Raw genomic sequence first — 18,425 nt, 5'->3', positions numbered from 1 at the left:
ACTCCTTTCTACTTGATTTCTTTTAGTGTTTTCTCAATATCTTCCTTGCTCATATAGCCAATATGCGTCTTGGCAAGAGAACCATCACTGCCTACGAAAAGAGCAGATGGATAGGATCGAATACCATATTCTTTCAGCAATTCTCCCTTGGTGTCCATGAGAACTGGGAAGTCTTTGTAATCCAAAGATTTGTACCATTCCTTGAAATCATCAGCAGACTTTTCTCCATTAAAAGTCGGAGACACCACCGTCAGCACAACATAATCTTTTCCTGACTGCTCCTTAGCCAAATCATTGGTATCTGCAAGGGTGGACAGACAGATAGAGCACCAAGAAGCCCAAAATTTTAGATACACTTTCTTGCCTTTGAAATCAGACAGCTTGTAGGTCTTGCCGTCCACTCCTTGCAGACTAAAGTCTTTGGCCATCTTGGTAGATTGCTCAGAATCAGCTTTTGTTTGCATATTGCTTTTATCACTTTTAGAAACTTCCGAGTTCATCTTCTGATTTGAACAGGCTCCCAAAAAGCCGACACAAAGCAGACTGATAGTCAATATTGATAACTTCTTCATCGTTTTCTTTCCTTTMAAAATAAGGAGAAAGCCGACAAAACTGACGACTTTCTTTCCTATGGTGGAATTCTTATTTGTCAGATGACATTTCGGATGAATCTTTCATGTCATCCTTCATGCTCGAATCGCTTGATTTCATATCATCTTTCATGTCAGACTTGCTGTCGGACATCATAGAAGAGTCCTTCATGTCATCCTTTTTCATTTTATCATCAGACATGCTGGAGTCTTTCATATTCTCCTTCTTCATATCGTCTTTTTTCATATCATCTTTCTTCATCATGCTACTGTCATCCGTCTTCTTCATACCAGAATCTGACTTTTGATTAGAGCAGGCAGCTAGGACAAAGATACTAAGTGCAGCGATTGTAAGTGTAGTGATTTTTTTCATGATGTGTCTCCTTTAATTATATAATTTTTATCCAAATAATGATGCTAAAACGTTTAGATTTCCAAGCATTAGCAAAATTCCCATGAGAATGATGAGTGCTCCGCCGATTTTCTTAAGCGTTCCCATATAAGGTTTGAGTTTTGCAAAGCGCTGTAATACCCAGCCAGAAGCCAAAGCCATTGCTAGAAATGGAAGCGCTAATCCAAGTGTATAAACCAACATAAGCAAGCCTCCCTGAAGAGCGCCGTTACCGCCAGAAGCTGCAATTGCTAAAACAGAACTCAGAACAGGTCCCACACAGGGCGTCCAACCAAAGCTAAAGGTAATCCCCAAGAGAAAAGCGTTAAGAAAGTCACTTCTTTTACTATTCTTTTTAAGTTGGATGCTCTTTTGCTTTTGCAGCTGCTGGATATTAATGATTCCCATCTGGTGAATTCCCAGTAGAATGACAATACCGCCCAGAACGTAGCGAAACCAAGGGGCATAGAGGACTTGTCCAAGTGCACCAGCTCCGTAGCCCAAAACTAAGAATACAGTTGATAAGCCAGCTATAAAGCAGAGCGTCTTAACTAGACCATACCAGGAAATATCTTTTCCCATAAACCGAACTGTTTTCGGCTGATCCGAATCCAGCAGAATTCCTACATAAACTGGCATAAGCGGTAAAATACAGGGCGAGAAAAAAGAGAGAATCCCCGCCAGAAAAACAGAAATAAAGAACAAAAAACTTGTTGCCATTTCAAAAACCTCTCTATCAATTTCTGACTCTAGTATAAAATAAAAATCCCCCTAAAAATAGAGAGATAGATTTGAAAAAACTTGAATTTGATGTTATCTTTGCTAAATCAAGAGTTAAAAATGTTTATCACTTATTGTGGATTTATGTTAAGTTGAGAGTAAATGTAAAAGTGCTTCCTAGACCACACTGGCTTTCGACCATTATTTCCCCACCCAGCTGATGAGCCAACTCACGAGCAATAGCAAGGCCCAGACCATGCCCACCAGTCTTCATATTACGAGAAGTTTCCACACGGTAAAGGCGTTTAAAAATCTTATCCAAATCCTCAGGAGCAATACCCCGTCCTTCATCCTTCACACTGATTGTCAAGATTTGATCAGTTAATTGAGCCACTATCTCGATTTTAGTTCCAGGGTCGGAGTACTTAAAGGCATTATTTATCAAGTTGACCAAGATACGGGAAAGTTTATCGTAATGGCTCTTAATTTTTGCTGACTCGGGAGACACTTGAATGTAGATGTCCCGCTCCTCCCGCTCAATCAATAGTTGAAATTCACTCATGACCTCAATCAATAGCTGGTCTAGAAAGACTATTTCAGCTTCTCCATCTGATTCTATTCGAGGTTGGGCATTAAGAGTCAAAACATCCAATTCTTCCACCAATTTATTCAAACGCTCTGTCTGACGGCTAATCGTGGTCAAGTAATGAATCTGCTCCTCTTCTTCGATCACTCCATCTAAAATCCCCTCCACAGTCGCCTGAATAGAGGTAATGGGAGTTTTAATATCGTGAGAAAGCTGGGCAATCATCATTCCTTTTTCTCGTTCACTTTCATCAAGCGACTCAAACGTTTCTTGCAAATTATACGACATATCGTTAAAAGCCTGACCCAACTCTTGAAATTCGATAGGGCCCTTGGCGTCAATCTCTGTACTAAAATCTTTGTCAGCAATATTCTGAGCCTGTTTTTTCAGATGCCGAAGGGAAGAAAATACTGGCGATAAAAGAAAGAGACTGACTGCCGCTCCTATAAAACTAGCAATCAATGTCATTCCAACTAGGAAATATATCTCGCTTTTTACAATCAACATTCGCTGGACTGCCCAGAAAACGAGTAAAATCGTTAGTAGGCTAGAAATTAGGTACCCTACTAGAATGTAACTTTTTAATTTCATTTTCCACCTCGTGATCTTTCCATTTTATACCCAAGACCCCAGACAGTTTTGATGGCAGGAGTGTTTGAGCTGGCATACTTGGTCAATTCCTGTCTCAGAGCATGGATATGAACATTAAGTGTATTGGTATCATCTACGAAGTCTTCCTGCCACACCTTCTCGTAAAGCTCCGTCTTTGAAAAAACTCTCTCAGGATTACTAGCTAAAATCCAAAGTAGTTCAAAGGACTTCACTGTTAATTCCAAAAAACACTCCCCGATACGAGCCTCATGAACCACATGATTCATCATCAAGTCACCGAGCTCAATTTGTTCGATCTCACCTCCACGATGAAGTCGGCGCAAAATATTATTGACTCTTAGAACTAGCTCGCGTGGACTAAAAGGTTTGGCTATAAAATCATCTGCTCCTAAGCTCAACCCATAAATTTTATCTTGCTCGCTGGTCTTAGCCGTTGTAAAAAGAAAAGGTTGATCAGGTACTATATACTGAACCTCACTGATAAAGTCATAGCCGTCCATATTTGGCATCATAATATCCGTGATGATCAGGTCAACAGATTTCTTTCTGAAAAGATCTAATCCCTCAACGCCATCTCGAGCCACTAAAACTTGGTAGCCAGCCTGCACAAGATAGCGCTTTTTGATATCCAGAATATCCATCTCATCATCAACAAGTAAAATTGTCTTTCCCATTGCCAATCTAATCTCCTCATAAAAACAGTGTTATACTGGCTTTAGTATAACACTATTTTTAGTAATTTTTAAATAATTTGAACCTTACTTAATCTTTTTGTTTTTCTTTCAAACCTAGAAAGCCAAGAATTCCTGCCAAGGCTAGCCCGAAGAAACCAATTGTTGCTGTAGAAGTCTGGGCTTCACCAGTTTTTGGTAACGAAGGCTTATCATTTTTTTTCACCATATCTGCCATCGGATTAGAAGTGGGATGTTTCTCCTTCAGATCAGCTGTATGGTGATCCACTTCTTTCATACCCTTAGCTGTACTCATAGAATCTGTTGTAGAAGGTTTCACATTCATTTGTTCTTGTTGATATGGTTGTGCAGACATTTCTTTTCCATACAGCCGAATTATTACTTGGCGAGTTGCGATAAGATTAGTCAAATCTGGTTTACCATCTTTAGCACCATAGACTTTGACAGTCGCTTGATAAGCATGAGTGCCATTAATGCGAAGTTGGTCAAGAAGGGCTTGTCCGTCTTTACCTGTAGTATTGCCGTTCAAATCCACTTCGTAGAAGTATTGACCTTTCGCCAAGCCTTCAAGTGGCAAGAGGGCTGGATTGTTCGCTTTGCCATTGTCTGACCAAGGAGCCTTGTCAGAAGATTTGAGTAAGAGACGCGTCAACATGCCGTCTCCACCGAAAGCTTCATACGGAATAACTTGATTAACACCTGCCAAGAATGGACCAGGAACGTTCGCTTTTTCTAAGTAGCTGTCTGGGACATCAATATGGTCTTTAATATTTTTGGTGACTGAGTCTTTGACTGATCCTTTTGAAACAAGGCCTTTTAAACTAACAGTTACATTTTTGGTCGCTACAAGATTGGTCAAATCTGGTTTACCATCTTTAGCACCATAGACTTTGACAGTCGCTTGATAAGCATGAGTGCCATTAATGCGAAGTTGGTCAAGAAGGGCTTGGCCGTCTTTACCTGTAGTATTGCCGTTCAAATCCACTTCGTAGAAGTATTGACCTTTCGCCAAGCCTTCAAGCGGCAAGAGGGCTGGATTGTTCGCTTTGCCATTGTCTGACCAAGGAGCCTTGTCAGAAGATTTGAGTAAGAGACGTGTCAACATGCCGTCTCCACCGAAAGCTTCATACGGAATAACTTGATTAACACCTGCCAAGAATGGACCAGGAACGTTTGCCTTTTCTAAGTAACTAGCTGGGACATCAATATGGTCTTTAATATTTTTGGTAACTGAGTCTTTGACTGCTTCTTTTGAAACAAGGCCATTTAAACTAACAGTTACATTTTTTGTTGCTACGAGATTAGTCAAATCTGGTTTGCCGTCTTTGGCACCATAGACCTTGACAGTAGCTTGGTAAGTGTGAGTTCCGTTAGCACGAAGTTTTTCAAGAAGGGCTTGTCCGTCTTTACCTGTAGTATTGCCGTTCAAATCCACTTCGTAGAAGTATTGACCTTTCGCCAAGCCTTCAAGTGGCAAGAGGGCTGGATTGTTCGCTTTGCCATTGTCTGACCAAGGAGCTTTGTCAGAAGATTTGAGTAAGAGACGTGTCAACATGCCGTCTCCACCGAAAGCTTCATACGGAATAACTTGATTAACACCTGCCAAGAATGGACCAGGAACGTTCGCTTTTTCTAAGTAGCTGGCCGGAACGTCTACTGAGTCCTTAGTATTTTCTTCGACTCCTTTTCTAACTTCATCTGGAGTCTTTACCGATTGAGAAGTAGCCGCTTCACGATCTTGGTTTGAAACTTCAACAAGAGTTGCCTCCGGTTTAGCTTCTTCTTTTTGATTGCTAACTTCTGCCATAGTCTGTTCTTCTTTTGGTTTTACCATTTCTTCCTTAGGAGATAGGCTAGACTTATCTAGAGAAATAGTTTCATCAACCTCTTCCTTAGGAGCTGACTGATTTGCAGGTAGAGCCGAATCCATTTCTTTTTTTAAAACTGTCTCTGGCAACTTATTCTTTTCTAATAATGACGAATCTTCTTGAAGAACTTTAGTAGGAGTTGAGGTGAGATCATCTGCATGTACGGTATTTGGTTGACCAACAAGCAAAAAGAAACCACTGGAAACAACGACGGAAGCCACACCCACACTTAAACGACGAATTGACCAGCGGGTATATTTTTGATTTGAATTGAATTTCATAAGATTCTCCTTTAGGTTTGTTTTTTTATGACTTTAGTATAATCTCCTAAGATTAAAAATGGTTAAGAAAAAGTTAAAATTTTTCTTAAATCTATCTTATAAAAGGATTATATTGTCCTATTGCTCATAAAAAAAGCTTGAATTCCTTCGCCATAAATTCCCTACTATAATTGACAATGAGTCAAAAAAATCCACCACATTGTGGTGGATGTTATCTATTAGCTCTCCATCTCAAAACGCTCACTCTCCTGCTTGTTTGGCAAAAAGAGAGAAAGTAGGATTCCAACTAGAGCCGGCACCAACCAAGGCAGAGAAGCCTGAGCAAATGGAAGTGAGTTTATAATATCACTTACCCTAGTGATATGGAACTGCTCCCCAAGAACACCAGCAAAGGAAATCAGAGTCACAGCTGCAACCGTCAATTGCATACCGATTTTGGACAGTGGCAAGAATTTATTGACAATGACAATCAGAACGATAACAATGGTAATTGGATAGAGAATTTGCAAGACTGGAACAGAATATTGAATAATAGCATTAAGCCCAAGATTAGCAATCGCAAACCCAATCAAAGCAAAGACCGTGGCGTACACTTTATAGGATACTTTAGGGAAAGTTTTATGGAAAAATTCCCCAGTTGATACAATAAGTCCCGCTGTTGTGGTGAAGCAAGTCACAGTGACCATAGCTGCAAGGAAAATCTGTGCTGTAGGTCCAAAGATAGCCTGTGTCGCCTGCGACAGGACATAAACACCTGGATTGCCTTTGGCAATAATCTCAGCTGGAACTGGGAAATGATTACCCAGAAAAGCCAAACCGATATACATGGCGCTAAAAGCTAGTGCCACCACTATGCCAACGACCCAAATAGTTGAAACATACTCCTTTTTATTCTTGAAACCTAGCTGATTTAGAGTCGTTACTGCGATTACGCTAAAGGCCACGGAAGCCAAGGCATCCAAAGTGTTATAACCTTCCAAGAACCCTTGCCCAAAAGCTGACGCAGAATAAGCTTGCGAAGCCTGCTGAGGAGCATTGGAGCCGTATTTCAAAGCTCCTAGAATCACTAAGATAATAATCAAAACTGCAAAGACAGGCGTCAGAATACGCCCAATCCGATCCAAAATCTTAGATGGATTCAAAGAAATCAGATAAGCAGCCGCAAAGTAAAGGGTCGTGAAAACAATCAATCCGATACCGATCATATTTTTAGACAGCATAGGAGCGATACCAACTTCATAGGCTACTGTCGCAGTCCGCGGGATAGCAAAGAATGGCCCGATTGACAGATACAAGGCTACAAGATAGACAATAGCAAACCAAGGCGCAATCTTCTGAGAAATCTCGTGGATATAGCCCTTGGAATTGAGCGTTCCGATAATCAAAGTCAGCACAGCAAGCCCAACCCCAGATAGGACAAATCCTGCAATAGCCGGCCAAAAATGCTGGCCAGATAATGTTCCAAGCGAAGGCGGGAAAATCAAATTCCCAGCACCGAAAAATATTCCAAATAAAAGCAAACCTGTCAAAGCACCTTTTTTAATCACGAGAATCTCCTTTTAAATTTTTCATGCTTTATCATTATATACGGAAATACCCCGCTCCGCAAGGCTTTTAACTTTTCATGGTAAGTTAGTTTAAAAAACGAAATAAATCGAAATATTTTTGAAGATTTTTAGCAAATCCCTGACTTATCCACAGATTTAAGGTTTGTTTTAAAGTGATATAAATAAGTTTGTTTTAAATCGTATACTTTACCAACCTATCTCTATCTTTTTTTGATGGTTTCCTTTCTTTAAATATATATGCTCTACTGTTGCTGAATGCGAGAAAAATACAATATTGTACATCCTGATCCAAAACAAAATAAAAGAGATTTTTCATRGTAAAAAGGTTGAGACATCCTATCTCAACCTTTTAAAAATGGCTATAAATCATTTAGCAATCTTTACACATCGCTAAATCTTCTGTACTTAATTTCGAATTCAAAGAAGTTCTTCTCTTGCAGCATATGGAAAATATCTCGATAAGCCTCCTCATCAAAATGATGTCCCAAATACAGGATTTCAAAGCTTAATCCTTCATATTCCAGAAAGGCATTAGTCGTTCGRAAGCCATTACGCTTATAGAAATCCATACGTGCTTGACGTTGCTCTAAATTATCACATTCTTCATCGACACGTTCTACCTCTAGAACCATGGTCTTTTGATAAAACTCTGTCAGTTTATGAATAATTTCTCCCCCATAGCCATGGCTGCGAAGGTGTTGCATAATCGCAAAGAAGCTGACATAGAACATTTTTTCGTTATAAACTGCAAAAGCAAAACCAACAAATTCTTCCTCATTGTAGAAGGCAAAGAAATGAGACCGTTCATCGTTTGTATAACGAAGAAATTCGCTGATAGGCACCCTTTCCTCTACAGGAAAAGCCTCGTGGTTTAAGGCCTCCACCTTATCCAAATCGGGAAATTCTGCTGTAATAATTTGACTCGTTAAAGACATTGCTACCTCACTTTGCTTATATTCTAGCAGTTATCAAATAATTTAGCAAACCTTTTAAACTTCTTCCGCTTTTTTAGAAAATTGGCTCTGATAAAGGTCATAATAAAATCCTTTATCAGCCAAGAGGCTCTCATGATTACCTTGCTCGATAATCTGACCATCCTTGAGCACCAAAATCTTATCCGCTTCTTGAATGGTCGACAGTCGGTGTGCGATGACAAAACTGGTCCGACCCTGCATGAGTGTTTTCATAGCCTTCTGAATCAAGAGCTCCAGCCGTGTATCGACAGATGAGGTCGCTTCATCCAAAATCAAAATCTTAGGATTGGCCAAAAGAGCCCTCGCAATTGTAAGCAACTGCTTCTGACCAAGCGAGATATTGCTTGATTCTTGGTTCATTTCCATGTTGTAGCCGCCTGGCAAGGTACGGATAAAATGATCCACATTAGCAGCCTTGGCTGCCTCTACAATTTCTTCATCAGTGGCTTGCAGATTGCCAAAGCGAAGGTTTTCCTTAATAGTCCCCTCATAAAGCCAGGCATCCTGCAGCACCATACCGAACTGTTTACGGTAGTCCTGACGGGACAGTTGGCGAATGTCATGCCCATCAACTGTAATCGCGCCTTTGGTCACATCGTAGAAACGCATAAGCAGGTTGATCAACGTGGTCTTACCAGCACCAGTCGGACCAACAATGGCGACCATTTCTCCAGGTTTGACTTCCAGATTGAAATTCCGAATGAGCGGCTTGTCTGCTACATACTGGAAGTCCACATCCTTGAAGCTAACCTGACCTGTCAGATCTTGCTCCAGCTTTTCTGTCTTATCATTGACTTCGTCTGCTTCGTCCAGTACTTGGAAAATTCGATCCAAAGAAGACTTGGCACTCTGAAGCTGACCTGCCAGCTGAGTCAGGTTTTGAATAGGCTGGTTAATCTGCCAGACATATTGAACAAAAGCCTGCATATTCCCGACTGTCAAGCGCCCTGCAATAACCTGAAGACCGCCCAGCAGAGCCAGCAAGAGGTAGGTCAGATCTGAAATAACATTCAAAACAGGCATCATCAAACCCGAGATAAAGCTGGCTTTAAAACCTACTTTCTGCAAGTTTTGCGTAATTTGACGAAAATCCTCCTGGGAGCTTTCTTCTCTGACATAAAGCTTCAAGATATTAAAACCAGTCAAATTCTCCTGAACAAAGCCATTCATAGCTCCCAGTGCATCTGCCTGCTGTTTAAAGTAAGGCTGGGATTTCTTCACGATAAAGCGAGCACTAAGGTAGGTAATCGGAATCGAAATTACCACAATGATACCCAACTGCAGATTGAGTACTAATACCATGACGATAACCAACATTAGAGTAAAGACTGCGTTGATAACCTGCAGAAAGGACTGCTGCAAGGCATTTGAAACAGCTTCGACATCGCTGGTAAAACGTCCCAGCAAATCACCAAACTGATGTCTATCAAAGTAAGAAACGGGGATGCGATTAATCTTATGACTAAGTTCATTGCGCAAGTCACGAATGGTAGCCTGCACTGCATTGGTCATAAAGTAATTAGAATAGTAAGAACCGATTTCATAAATAATCGCCCGCACAAAATACAAGACCATGACCCAGCCAACATAGGACACATTAATTTGGGCGCCAGCTACTCCCTTTGCCATATCCAGCAAATTATTTGTCAACTCTGTAATGGCTAAGCCTAAGACAAAGGGCTCGACGACACTCATGACGACGCTGAGGATTTTGAGGAAGATGGCAAAGGCGACTGCAAATTTATAAACTTTTAGGTAGCTCCACAGGCGAGCAAAACTAGATGTGTTTTTCATATCAGTCTCCTTTCTATTCCTCTGTCAAAGCTTGATTCTTCAGCTGCGAATCCGCAATTTCACGATAGATATCATTGGTTTCCATCAGTTCTTCATGCTTCCCGCGCCCGACGATTTCGCCCTGATCCAAGACGATAATCTGGTCAGCGTCCATGATGGTTCCTACCCGTTGAGCTACAATCAGCACCGTTGCCTGACCTGTCACTTCCTTGAGACGACGACGAAGCACTGCATCCGTCTTATAATCCAGAGCAGAAAAAGAGTCATCAAAGATATAAATATCCGGCTTTTTAACCACTGCACGGGCGATAGAGAGCCGCTGCTTCTGCCCTCCGGATAAATTACTGCCTCCCTCAGTCAGATGAGTCTCAAAACGCTCTTCCCGGCTCTCGATAAAGTCCTTGGCTTGTGCAACCTCAGCTGCCTGACTAAGTTCTTCCTGACTAGCCTCTTCCTTTCCGTAGCGTAGGTTCGCTGCGATAGTTCCGGTAAATAGCAGAGCCTTCTGCGGAATAAAGCCAATCTTCTGACGCAAAGCCTTCAGATTGTATTCACGGACGTCCACACCATCCACTAAAATCTTACCTAGTGTTACATCGTAAAAGCGTGGAATCAGCTGCACCAGCGTTGACTTCCCAGAACCAGTAGAACCGATAAAGGCAATAGTCTCACCCGGCTTAGCCTTGAAGGAAATATTATGCAGTACAGGACTCTCTGTCTCACCCGGATAAGCGAAGGTTACATTGTCGAACTCCAGATAACCCTGCGTATCTGTCTCGGTTACACCATCTTCATTAGGATTGATTGAAATGGGCATGTCCATGACTTCCTTGAGCCGCTGGCTCGATACCGCTGTCCGAGGATACATGGTAAAGAGATTGGCCAAGAAGAGGAAGGACAGCAGCGCGTGAAAGCTGTATTCGATAAAGGCAACGAGATTTCCGATTTCAAGACTGCCGTCCCGCAAGGGGGCTAGGGCAAACCAGACAATGGCCACAATCATGGCAATAATAATCTGTACAAAGAGCGGCTCAGTCAGACCAGTCAGCTTAAAGAGCTTATTGGAGTTTTGCGCATAGACCTCATTTTTATCAGCAAAACGCTTCTCTTGAAACTCCTCTCTTGCAAAAGCTCGAATAACGCGCAGACCAGTCAGATTTTCCCTTACATACTGATTAATCTTATCAAGGGTCTTCTGCTGCTTTTCAGACAAGGGCTTGGTTTTAACCGCTACATAAATGACCACGACTGCCAAGAAAGGCACTGAAACAGCTACAATCCAGGCCAGAGATGGACTGGTCAAGAAAATCATGAGAATGCTGGACAGCATCATCATGGGAGTAATGACTCCCATTTTCAGAGTTTGCTCTGCAAACTGCATAAGCACAAAAGCATCCGAAGTCAAGCGCGTGACCAAAGACGACACACCAATTTGCTCATACTCATGATGAGAATACTCTTGCAGCTTGGCATAGAGATCATTGCGCATGTCTTGCACCATGGTCGTCGTTATCTTCCCGGCCGCATAAGCCAGAACGATTCGCCCCAGTACCCCTAAGATAATAACTCCAAACATGACCCAAGCCCAGAAAAAGAGCCGGTCTGTCTGCTTAGGATTGATTCCCTCATCAATCATCCGAGCCAGCACCGTTGGCAACCCCAGATTAACAATCACAAAAAAGATTGCCGCCACAAAGTCCAAGACTAGCCACTTAGGATATCTCTTCAAATAAGACCAAATGTATAACATAAGTCCTCCTTCACCATCTATTCAAAAATAACTCACTCTAAAGTACTCAGTACCTTTAAAACACAGAAAAGAGCGCGCAAATGCACGCTTTAATACAAATATTATAACAAAAATATGAAGTAGGGTAAAGGTCATTTCAGACTTTTTTCTGTTTATTATCAATCTCATAAATGACTGTCAGCAGTAAACTGCCTGAAAGCAGACTGGCTACAGTTTTAATTGCATGACTTATATAGAAAAACAAACCTAGTTCTCACTAGGTTCGTCATTTCTTATCTGCAAGAAGGTCTGAATTTAAGAGTAATTCAAGCTCTGCCCTAACATTTCAGACTTGCAACTTTGCAGACCATTTGACAGCTCAAACCAATCACTTCTGGTTTTCAAAGATTGATGTTCTGAAATCTTTAGTTTGATCAAGGTAAGCTTTGAAGACTGCTTTTTTAAGCTTATGGACAGCACTGTCATGTTCTGGTTTATAGCCGCTCCAAGAATACCAATTGTCATTTGCATCTCTGAGAACTGCTTCATCCATCAAGGTTTGCAACTCTTCTACAGTACTTATAGTCTTGGTAGCATAACTTGTCCATGGTTGTCTTGTATCATCAAATGTGACCTTGTTCAGACTGTCGAACTTATTTTTACGTTCTTCATACATAGCCTTCTTAAACTCAGTCCAATTTTTGAACTGACCATTGAAGACCTTGCGTAAAACCAAGTCATCTGTTACCAGACCTCTGGTCTTACCATAGATACTGATGGTTTTTCCGTTTTGCTTGGCATCATCTTCATACTGATTAGAGATATAAGGGACCATGCCTTCTTTGAAGCCCTTAGCTGCCAGAAGTTCATAAGCCATACGCCGTCCCATAAGATCTCCAGGCGTTCCTTTTTCACTGCTTAAAGGAGAATAAATCGGAGAGAAGAGTTTAATCGTATGGTAGCCATTTCTTTCTACATCACCATTTTTGTACTCACGCGCTGAAAGAATGTCATTTTCAATGAGGCTGTTGAATGAATTTAATTTTTGCGCATCCGCCATTGTAATATTTTTTATCACATTCGTTGCGTAAACATCATTTCCATCAGCATCTCGGGCATATTTATTCTCTACTTTTCTCAGAGCGTTCACTTTCTGCACATCGGACAGACGGTTAACGATTGACAACCCTTCTAGATACTCCAACATATAAATGACATCAAACATGTTATGAACATAGTTTTTCAAATCATCCGCATTTTGGAATCGTTGAGTTGGATCCAGGACTTGCAAACGAGATTTTTCAGTCGCATCATTCTTGTCATATTTGAGAATTGAGTTGACCGTGATTGTCGCATCATCCGGATGATCCGGTGCTTGCAACAAGCCCTTAGCGAAGAATTCTGGACCAAGTCCGCTTCTTCTTCCATATCCGCCTAAATAGATCTCATTATCAGAATCATGCGTCATTTCATGGGTATAGGTAATGGCTCCGTCCTTGTCCAGCATCCGATAGCCCATGTAGTAAACACTGTCCCCAGTAGCGTAAGCTCCGTGCTTATTGTGTACGACCTTGTTTCCAACAGGTCCAAAGAAATACTTCATAGCCGGATTAGAACTGTCAAATTGCACTTCCGCTGTAGCCTTGCCGACAGTAGTGTCATCACCAAACTTATAGGCATCATAGAGCAAGATATTTCGATAGAGTTTTTCACGGCCCTGCTCGTCTAATATTCTGTACCAATAATCATAATGGTCGCGTTGACGTTTTGCGGTTTCCTGAGCATTATCCTCAACAAACTTATTGAGTTCTGCTCCTGCTCTGTGCTCATTATTTCTATATCTGTCATAGGCACCAAAACCAAGACTGGATATAGTCGATATGATAAAGACAGATCTTTCAGGCATCGTCAGCAATGGCAAGACCATATTTCGGTATTTCCAAGTGTCGCTGGTAATTCGATCATACACCCCGATAGAATACTTGCTGCCAGCCTGCTCTTGTTTGACCCTCACCTCATTAATAGCTGATTTTTCTTCAACGATATAAGCCTTGGTTTGCTCTTTAAACCATTGATTATTTGTTTTGTTTGGTAAAAATACTTCCCGGTAATTGGCAAGCGTGCTAAACAAATCTTTTGTTGCATTATTGTTTGCAAGGCTGATGCTATAAGCATCAACATTGTTCTTGGCCAGAAGATTGTTAAAGCCTGATTTACCTAATTCAATGATCGTGTCTAGCGGTGATACGTTGCCCTTACCAAAGAAATCCATGTGGTACATGACTAAGTCTTTGATATTCACGTCACCATATTTAAAGTTGTACCAGCGCTCTAAATAGGTCAAACCTAGAAGCAAGGCTTCCTTATTGCGTTTGATTTTATCAACGACGTAACCATTAATCGTTTGATTTTCGCTGGCAATAACTGCATCAGCCGACAAAAGTTTTTCCAGTGTATTTGCTAGATTTTCCTTTGTTTTGGCAAACTGCTCTTCTAAGTATAATTCCGTCAGTGAAACGCCTGAAGAAATACCTAGGGTGTTTCTGATAGCCTCTGACTGATAATCGACCGCTCTCAAATCAGGCAAAACTTCATTGATGATTGAATTATGATTATGCAAGAATTGATTTGGCGTATAGATGAGACCTGCATCGCCCACACGATATTCTGCTAACTTACTAAAGTCAGATTGGTAGGTGAGATCTAGCTTTTCAGATGTATGATCCTTATAATGAATCAAGAGCTTATTAGCTGCCTCTTTATGCGAAGCGATATCTGTAATCACTTCATTATCCTTCATCATGACTGCAGATAGGACTTCTTTTTCATACAAAGCGCTATCTTCTTTTACCAGATTACCGTATTTGACAATGGTTGCCTTATTATAAAACGGCAGCAATTTTTCAATATTCTTATATGCTAAAGCTCGACTGGCTTGATAGCCTTCAACCTTAGAAAAATCGCTTTCTTTATTAGTGCTAGTCAGCAAGGTTTCGACTTTCGGTACAGAAAGAGAGTTAATTTCAGATTTCTTGCTTGCAATTTGAGAAGGATCAAGGATTGTTCCTCTCTCTTCGAGTGATTCCTTGGTGACAACCTCATCCTTTTCAAGAGTCACTTTGTAGACTCTGTTGTCTTTGTTGCTATACGAGTCAGTTATCCTCATTCCTCGATAGTGATAGCCACTAATCGCATTCCCGTTCATAACATTGACATCGCTAAGAACATTGTGCAATCTTCCAGCATGTCTCTCTTCGTTAGAGTCTCTATCCCACAAGTAGCCAGCCACACCAGCAATACTTCCAAAGCGTTTCACATTATTAATGTTGCCCTCGGCATAACTATTGCTGATAAGCGCATTCTTCTCAACAAGACCTGCAAGGCCGCCGACAGTTTGGTTTGTACTATCCGCATTTGATGAGATGGTAATTGTAGCTTTTGACTTATCAACTACTGCATTGATGCCAGTCAGTTGACCTACTAATCCTCCGATATTGTATGGTGCCTTCGTTTCATAGGAGTTGATAATTCTTCCCTTGAAACTGCTGTTCGTAATCTTAGAATTATCATCCTTCCAAACCAAGCCACCAATGCCACTTTCGCCAGCAAGAACACCGTCTACATGGACATTGTTAATCCTTGTTGCATTATTTGCTTCATTTGCAAGGGCACCAACATCAGTTTTCCCTGAGATATTTACATCTTTAAGAGCCAGATTTTCTACAGTAGCAGCGCTTAAAGTATCAAATAAAGGCTTCTTCAAATTATAAATAGCATAATTTTTTCCGTCTTTGCTGCCAAAGAGCTTACCAGTAAATCTACCCTTTATATAACTACTAGCGGCATTTTCTAGTTCGACCTCATTGGCATTCAAACTAGCACCTAAATAATAGGTTCCTCCAAGATCATTATTTATAGCTTGAACCAAGTTACTAAAGGAAGTAAAGTTTGTGACTTCTCTCTCTGCCTTCTTGGCTAGATAGAAAGTAAAATTGTCCACGTACTTATTGTCAACGTCCTGTTTTAATTTTTCAGCACTTGCTGTAATTTTATAAACCGGCTGACCATCTTTCGTGCTATCGACTATTGAAGAAATCGGCAAGAAGACATCTTTAAATTTAGATGATTTCACCTTCACAAAATAATTCTCTTGATTGGTTGGATTAGCATCCAGAGAAACGTGCTGCTTGTACTTCCCATCCGTTAGACTATACAACTCCACGTCAGATACATTTCTTAACTCGATATTTTTTTCTGGTTCTTGCTTCTGCTCTTTAGGCTCTTGAGCTTTTTCAGTAGGATTTTCCGCTTCTGGCGTTGCTGGTTCGATATTTTCAGTATATTCTTGCGGAGGCTCTACCTGCTCAGGCTCAACAATCGCTCCAGCTTGAGATCCTGTGTATTCAGGTAATGAAGCCACTTGTTCAGGTTCAACGATTGCTCCTGCTTGGACTCCTGTGTACTCTGGTAATGAAGCCACTTGTTCGGGTGCTACTACTGCACCTGCTTGAATTCCTGTGTATTCTGGTAATGAAGCCACCTGTTCAGGTTCTACTACTGAACCTGCTTGAGTCCTCGTATACTCTGGTAAAGGTGTAGCTTGTTCAGGTGACACTACTGAACCTGCTTGAACACCGGTATATTCAGGTAATGGAGTAACTTGCTCAGGTTCTACTACTGAACCTGCTTGAGGTCCTATGTATTCAGGCAATGGAGCTACTTGTTCTGGCTCGACTACCGCGCCTGCTTGAGGTCCTGTGTATTCAGGTAATGAAGAAACTTGCTCAGGTTCTACTATGGCCCCGGATTGGATGCCTCCAATCTCCGGTTCAATTTGTTCAGGCTCAACGATGGCTCCAGATAGTGTACCTGAATACTCAGGCAAAGAAGCCACCTGCTCGGGCTCAACGATTGCACCGGATTGGACGCCTGTGTACTCAGGTAATGGTGCGACTTGCTCAGGTTGAACCAAGTTAGAAGTTACTGGTTTTTCACTAGGTGCTTCAAGCTTTTTAGTGCCTTTTTCCACTATTTGAGGAGTCGCTTCCTCTATTTTAGTTGAAAGAACCTCTCTTGAAACTTCCGCATTATCTACAGTAAAAATTCGAACGACTTCGATTTTACGGCCTGGTTTGCCTTCTTGTTTTACTCTTACAGTCCCCTCGGCTAAATCCGGATTTTCTTGTATTTGTTCTTCATAGGCTATCTCAGTTTCAACTGTCTCTTCTTTGTATAATAGTTCAGGCTTAGCTACTCGGCCAGACAAAACTTCATCTTGAGGCTCAATTGTATTGACACCAAGAGTTTGATTTTTCAGCCCATTCTTATCGAAAGAAACAGAATAATCTAGCTTCTTATTTTGGTTTAAAGCTTCTTTATCTAGATTAGCATTCTGCTGATTATCAGTAATTTTATTGTCTAATAATTTTTTAATCGATTCGTCTTTTATATAGCCAACATAGGTATAGCCCGAAATCTCATCCGGTGAAGGCAGACTTTCCCCAGCCGAGACTTGATATTCCGCATTATACTTTAGCAAGATCCCATTTTCCAGTGCATCGACAGATAGTATCAAACCTCCTCCGACACTAGCACCCACCAAAACAGTCAATAGGAACTTGCTTTTAACCTTTCTTTTTGACACAAGAAAAAAAACCAATCCTATCGTCGTTAACAGACCAGCCGTCATCATAGTATTGGAATTGTTACTGTCGCCTGTATTAGGTAACGTTTTTGCTCCAGCATTTGAGTTTAACCTGTAGACAAGATAGTAAGTCTCCTCATTGCCTTCAGGCATTTTAGGAAATCCACTTACAATCAACTCCTTTTCTTGCAGAGTTATTTCAGTATCTGTCACGTATTTATAGTGTACATTCACCTTTTCCTGCGCTTGAACAGAGTCAACCCCAACGATAGAAACAAAAAACAAACTAGAAATAGCAGCCGAAACAAGCCCGACAGCTAATTTCCTAAAAGCAAACCGAGTTTGCTTCTCCCCAAAAAACTTTTTCATAAAATCCCTTTCAAATTATTCTAAAAAAGAATAACAAATCCTTTAAATCAGAGAATGAGCAACAGTAAGCCATTGCATTCATTCATCTGGATCCCCCTAATAAAAATCTCCTAATCAACAATTTCAGAAGAGATTACAAACAGTTTAGATAATCTTGGATTATCAATTTACCTACCAAATTCCTGCCAGAGTTGAAAATTGAGGAATTAACCCACTAATACTGGGAGAAAATAGGATTTGCAAATTGTTACTCTTAAATAATAGAGTTTCCAATCATAGAAATCAACCAAGTCGAAAGACTTGGTTTTTTTGTATCCMAAAATCATTTTTATGTTAAAACGCTAACAAAAAATAGGATTGTATGATATAATTTAGACAGATTATTGCGATTTAGGAGATATTATGAATAAGATAAAAATCATCAGCAATCCTTATGAAAAAAGGGTTTTATTTGAGCGTTGGAATAATCAGCTGAATTCATGGACATTTATTGACGAAGATAGTAATTCTAATAGCAAACTGATTAGTAGTGAGTATCAAATTGGATTTTTTCCTTTTAAAGTTTATGAGATTATAAATCAAATAATTACTGAATATTCTAATCCCG

Annotated in this window: 12 protein-coding genes; 1 reads left to right on the top strand and 11 read right to left on the bottom strand. The window is 40.7% G+C overall.

All coding sequences use genetic code 11. The features are described 5' to 3' along the window. Positions 1 to 8: 8 nt before the first annotated feature. The 11 genes from K4H96_RS10865 to K4H96_RS10815 form a co-directional block, all read right to left on the bottom strand. Positions 9 to 572 carry a redoxin family protein gene (locus K4H96_RS10865; RefSeq protein WP_223336840.1) on the bottom strand — a complete coding sequence of 188 codons (564 nt, stop codon included), beginning with the start codon at positions 570 to 572 and terminating at the stop codon, positions 9 to 11. 70 nt (positions 573 to 642) lie between these two features. Continuing rightward, the gene (locus K4H96_RS10860) at positions 643 to 963 is read right to left on the bottom strand and encodes a hypothetical protein (protein ID WP_061591807.1); all 321 of its coding nucleotides are present in this window, start codon (positions 961 to 963) and stop codon (positions 643 to 645) included. A 27-nt stretch (positions 964 to 990) separates the two neighbouring features. Next, complete coding sequence (gene ccdA2 / locus K4H96_RS10855) at positions 991 to 1,701, bottom strand: thiol-disulfide oxidoreductase-associated membrane protein CcdA2 (RefSeq protein WP_002895561.1); 711 nt, start codon at positions 1,699 to 1,701, stop codon at positions 991 to 993. A gap of 142 nt (positions 1,702 to 1,843) precedes the next feature. After that, the gene (locus tag K4H96_RS10850) at positions 1,844 to 2,878 is read right to left on the bottom strand and encodes a HAMP domain-containing sensor histidine kinase (protein ID WP_223336839.1); all 1,035 of its coding nucleotides are present in this window, start codon (positions 2,876 to 2,878) and stop codon (positions 1,844 to 1,846) included. Beyond that, positions 2,875 to 3,573: a response regulator transcription factor gene (locus tag K4H96_RS10845; protein ID WP_011836929.1), complete on the bottom strand. Its 699-nt coding sequence runs from the start codon at positions 3,571 to 3,573 to the stop codon at positions 2,875 to 2,877. The genes K4H96_RS10850 and K4H96_RS10845 overlap by 4 nt, the downstream gene beginning before the upstream one ends. 88 nt (positions 3,574 to 3,661) lie before the next feature. Further along, entirely contained in the window at positions 3,662 to 5,740 is a 2,079-nt protein-coding gene (locus K4H96_RS10840) for an SSURE domain-containing protein (RefSeq protein WP_223336838.1), read from the bottom strand. Positions 5,741 to 5,958: 218 nt separating this feature from the next. Next, positions 5,959 to 7,287, bottom strand: a complete 1,329-nt coding sequence (gene brnQ / locus K4H96_RS10835) for a branched-chain amino acid transport system II carrier protein (protein ID WP_061591810.1) — start codon at positions 7,285 to 7,287, stop codon at positions 5,959 to 5,961. A gap of 401 nt (positions 7,288 to 7,688) precedes the next feature. Next, positions 7,689 to 8,243 (bottom strand): GNAT family N-acetyltransferase, encoded by a 555-nt coding sequence (locus K4H96_RS10830; RefSeq protein WP_061591811.1) that lies wholly within the window; start codon positions 8,241 to 8,243, stop codon positions 7,689 to 7,691. Positions 8,244 to 8,297: 54 nt separating this feature from the next. Next, complete coding sequence (locus tag K4H96_RS10825; RefSeq protein ID WP_223336837.1) at positions 8,298 to 10,076, bottom strand: ABC transporter ATP-binding protein; 1,779 nt, start codon at positions 10,074 to 10,076, stop codon at positions 8,298 to 8,300. A 13-nt stretch (positions 10,077 to 10,089) separates the two neighbouring features. After that, complete coding sequence (locus K4H96_RS10820; RefSeq protein ID WP_223336836.1) at positions 10,090 to 11,826, bottom strand: ABC transporter ATP-binding protein; 1,737 nt, start codon at positions 11,824 to 11,826, stop codon at positions 10,090 to 10,092. Between the two features lie 367 nt (positions 11,827 to 12,193). After that, entirely contained in the window at positions 12,194 to 17,818 is a 5,625-nt protein-coding gene (locus K4H96_RS10815) for a ZmpA/ZmpB/ZmpC family metallo-endopeptidase (RefSeq protein ID WP_223336835.1), read from the bottom strand. Positions 17,819 to 18,220: 402 nt separating this feature from the next. Here K4H96_RS10815 and K4H96_RS10810 point away from each other — a divergent pair. Continuing rightward, a partial coding sequence (locus K4H96_RS10810) for a hypothetical protein (protein WP_227956527.1) occupies positions 18,221 to 18,425 on the top strand: 205 nt, incomplete at its 3' end.

It is taken from the genome of Streptococcus sanguinis (assembly GCF_020729765.1).
Classification (GTDB): domain Bacteria; phylum Bacillota; class Bacilli; order Lactobacillales; family Streptococcaceae; genus Streptococcus; species Streptococcus sanguinis_Q.
Note: the sequence above shows the minus strand (reverse complement) of the source record. Positions and strands in the feature narration are given on the sequence as shown.

Bases quoted from the DNA above. Each gene is read 5' to 3' on its own strand.
- K4H96_RS10865 (WP_223336840.1), bottom strand. From the start codon at position 572: ATGAAGAAGTTATCAATATTGACTATCAGTCTGCTTTGTGTCGGCTTT.
- K4H96_RS10860 (WP_061591807.1), bottom strand. From the start codon at position 963: ATGAAAAAAATCACTACACTTACAATCGCTGCACTTAGTATCTTTGTC.
- ccdA2 (WP_002895561.1), bottom strand. From the start codon at position 1,701: ATGGCAACAAGTTTTTTGTTCTTTATTTCTGTTTTTCTGGCGGGGATT.
- K4H96_RS10850 (WP_223336839.1), bottom strand. From the start codon at position 2,878: ATGAAATTAAAAAGTTACATTCTAGTAGGGTACCTAATTTCTAGCCTA.
- K4H96_RS10845 (WP_011836929.1), bottom strand. From the start codon at position 3,573: ATGGGAAAGACAATTTTACTTGTTGATGATGAGATGGATATTCTGGAT.
- K4H96_RS10840 (WP_223336838.1), bottom strand. From the start codon at position 5,740: ATGAAATTCAATTCAAATCAAAAATATACCCGCTGGTCAATTCGTCGT.
- K4H96_RS10825 (WP_223336837.1), bottom strand. From the start codon at position 10,076: ATGAAAAACACATCTAGTTTTGCTCGCCTGTGGAGCTACCTAAAAGTT.
- K4H96_RS10820 (WP_223336836.1), bottom strand. From the start codon at position 11,826: ATGTTATACATTTGGTCTTATTTGAAGAGATATCCTAAGTGGCTAGTC.
- K4H96_RS10815 (WP_223336835.1), bottom strand. From the start codon at position 17,818: ATGAAAAAGTTTTTTGGGGAGAAGCAAACTCGGTTTGCTTTTAGGAAA.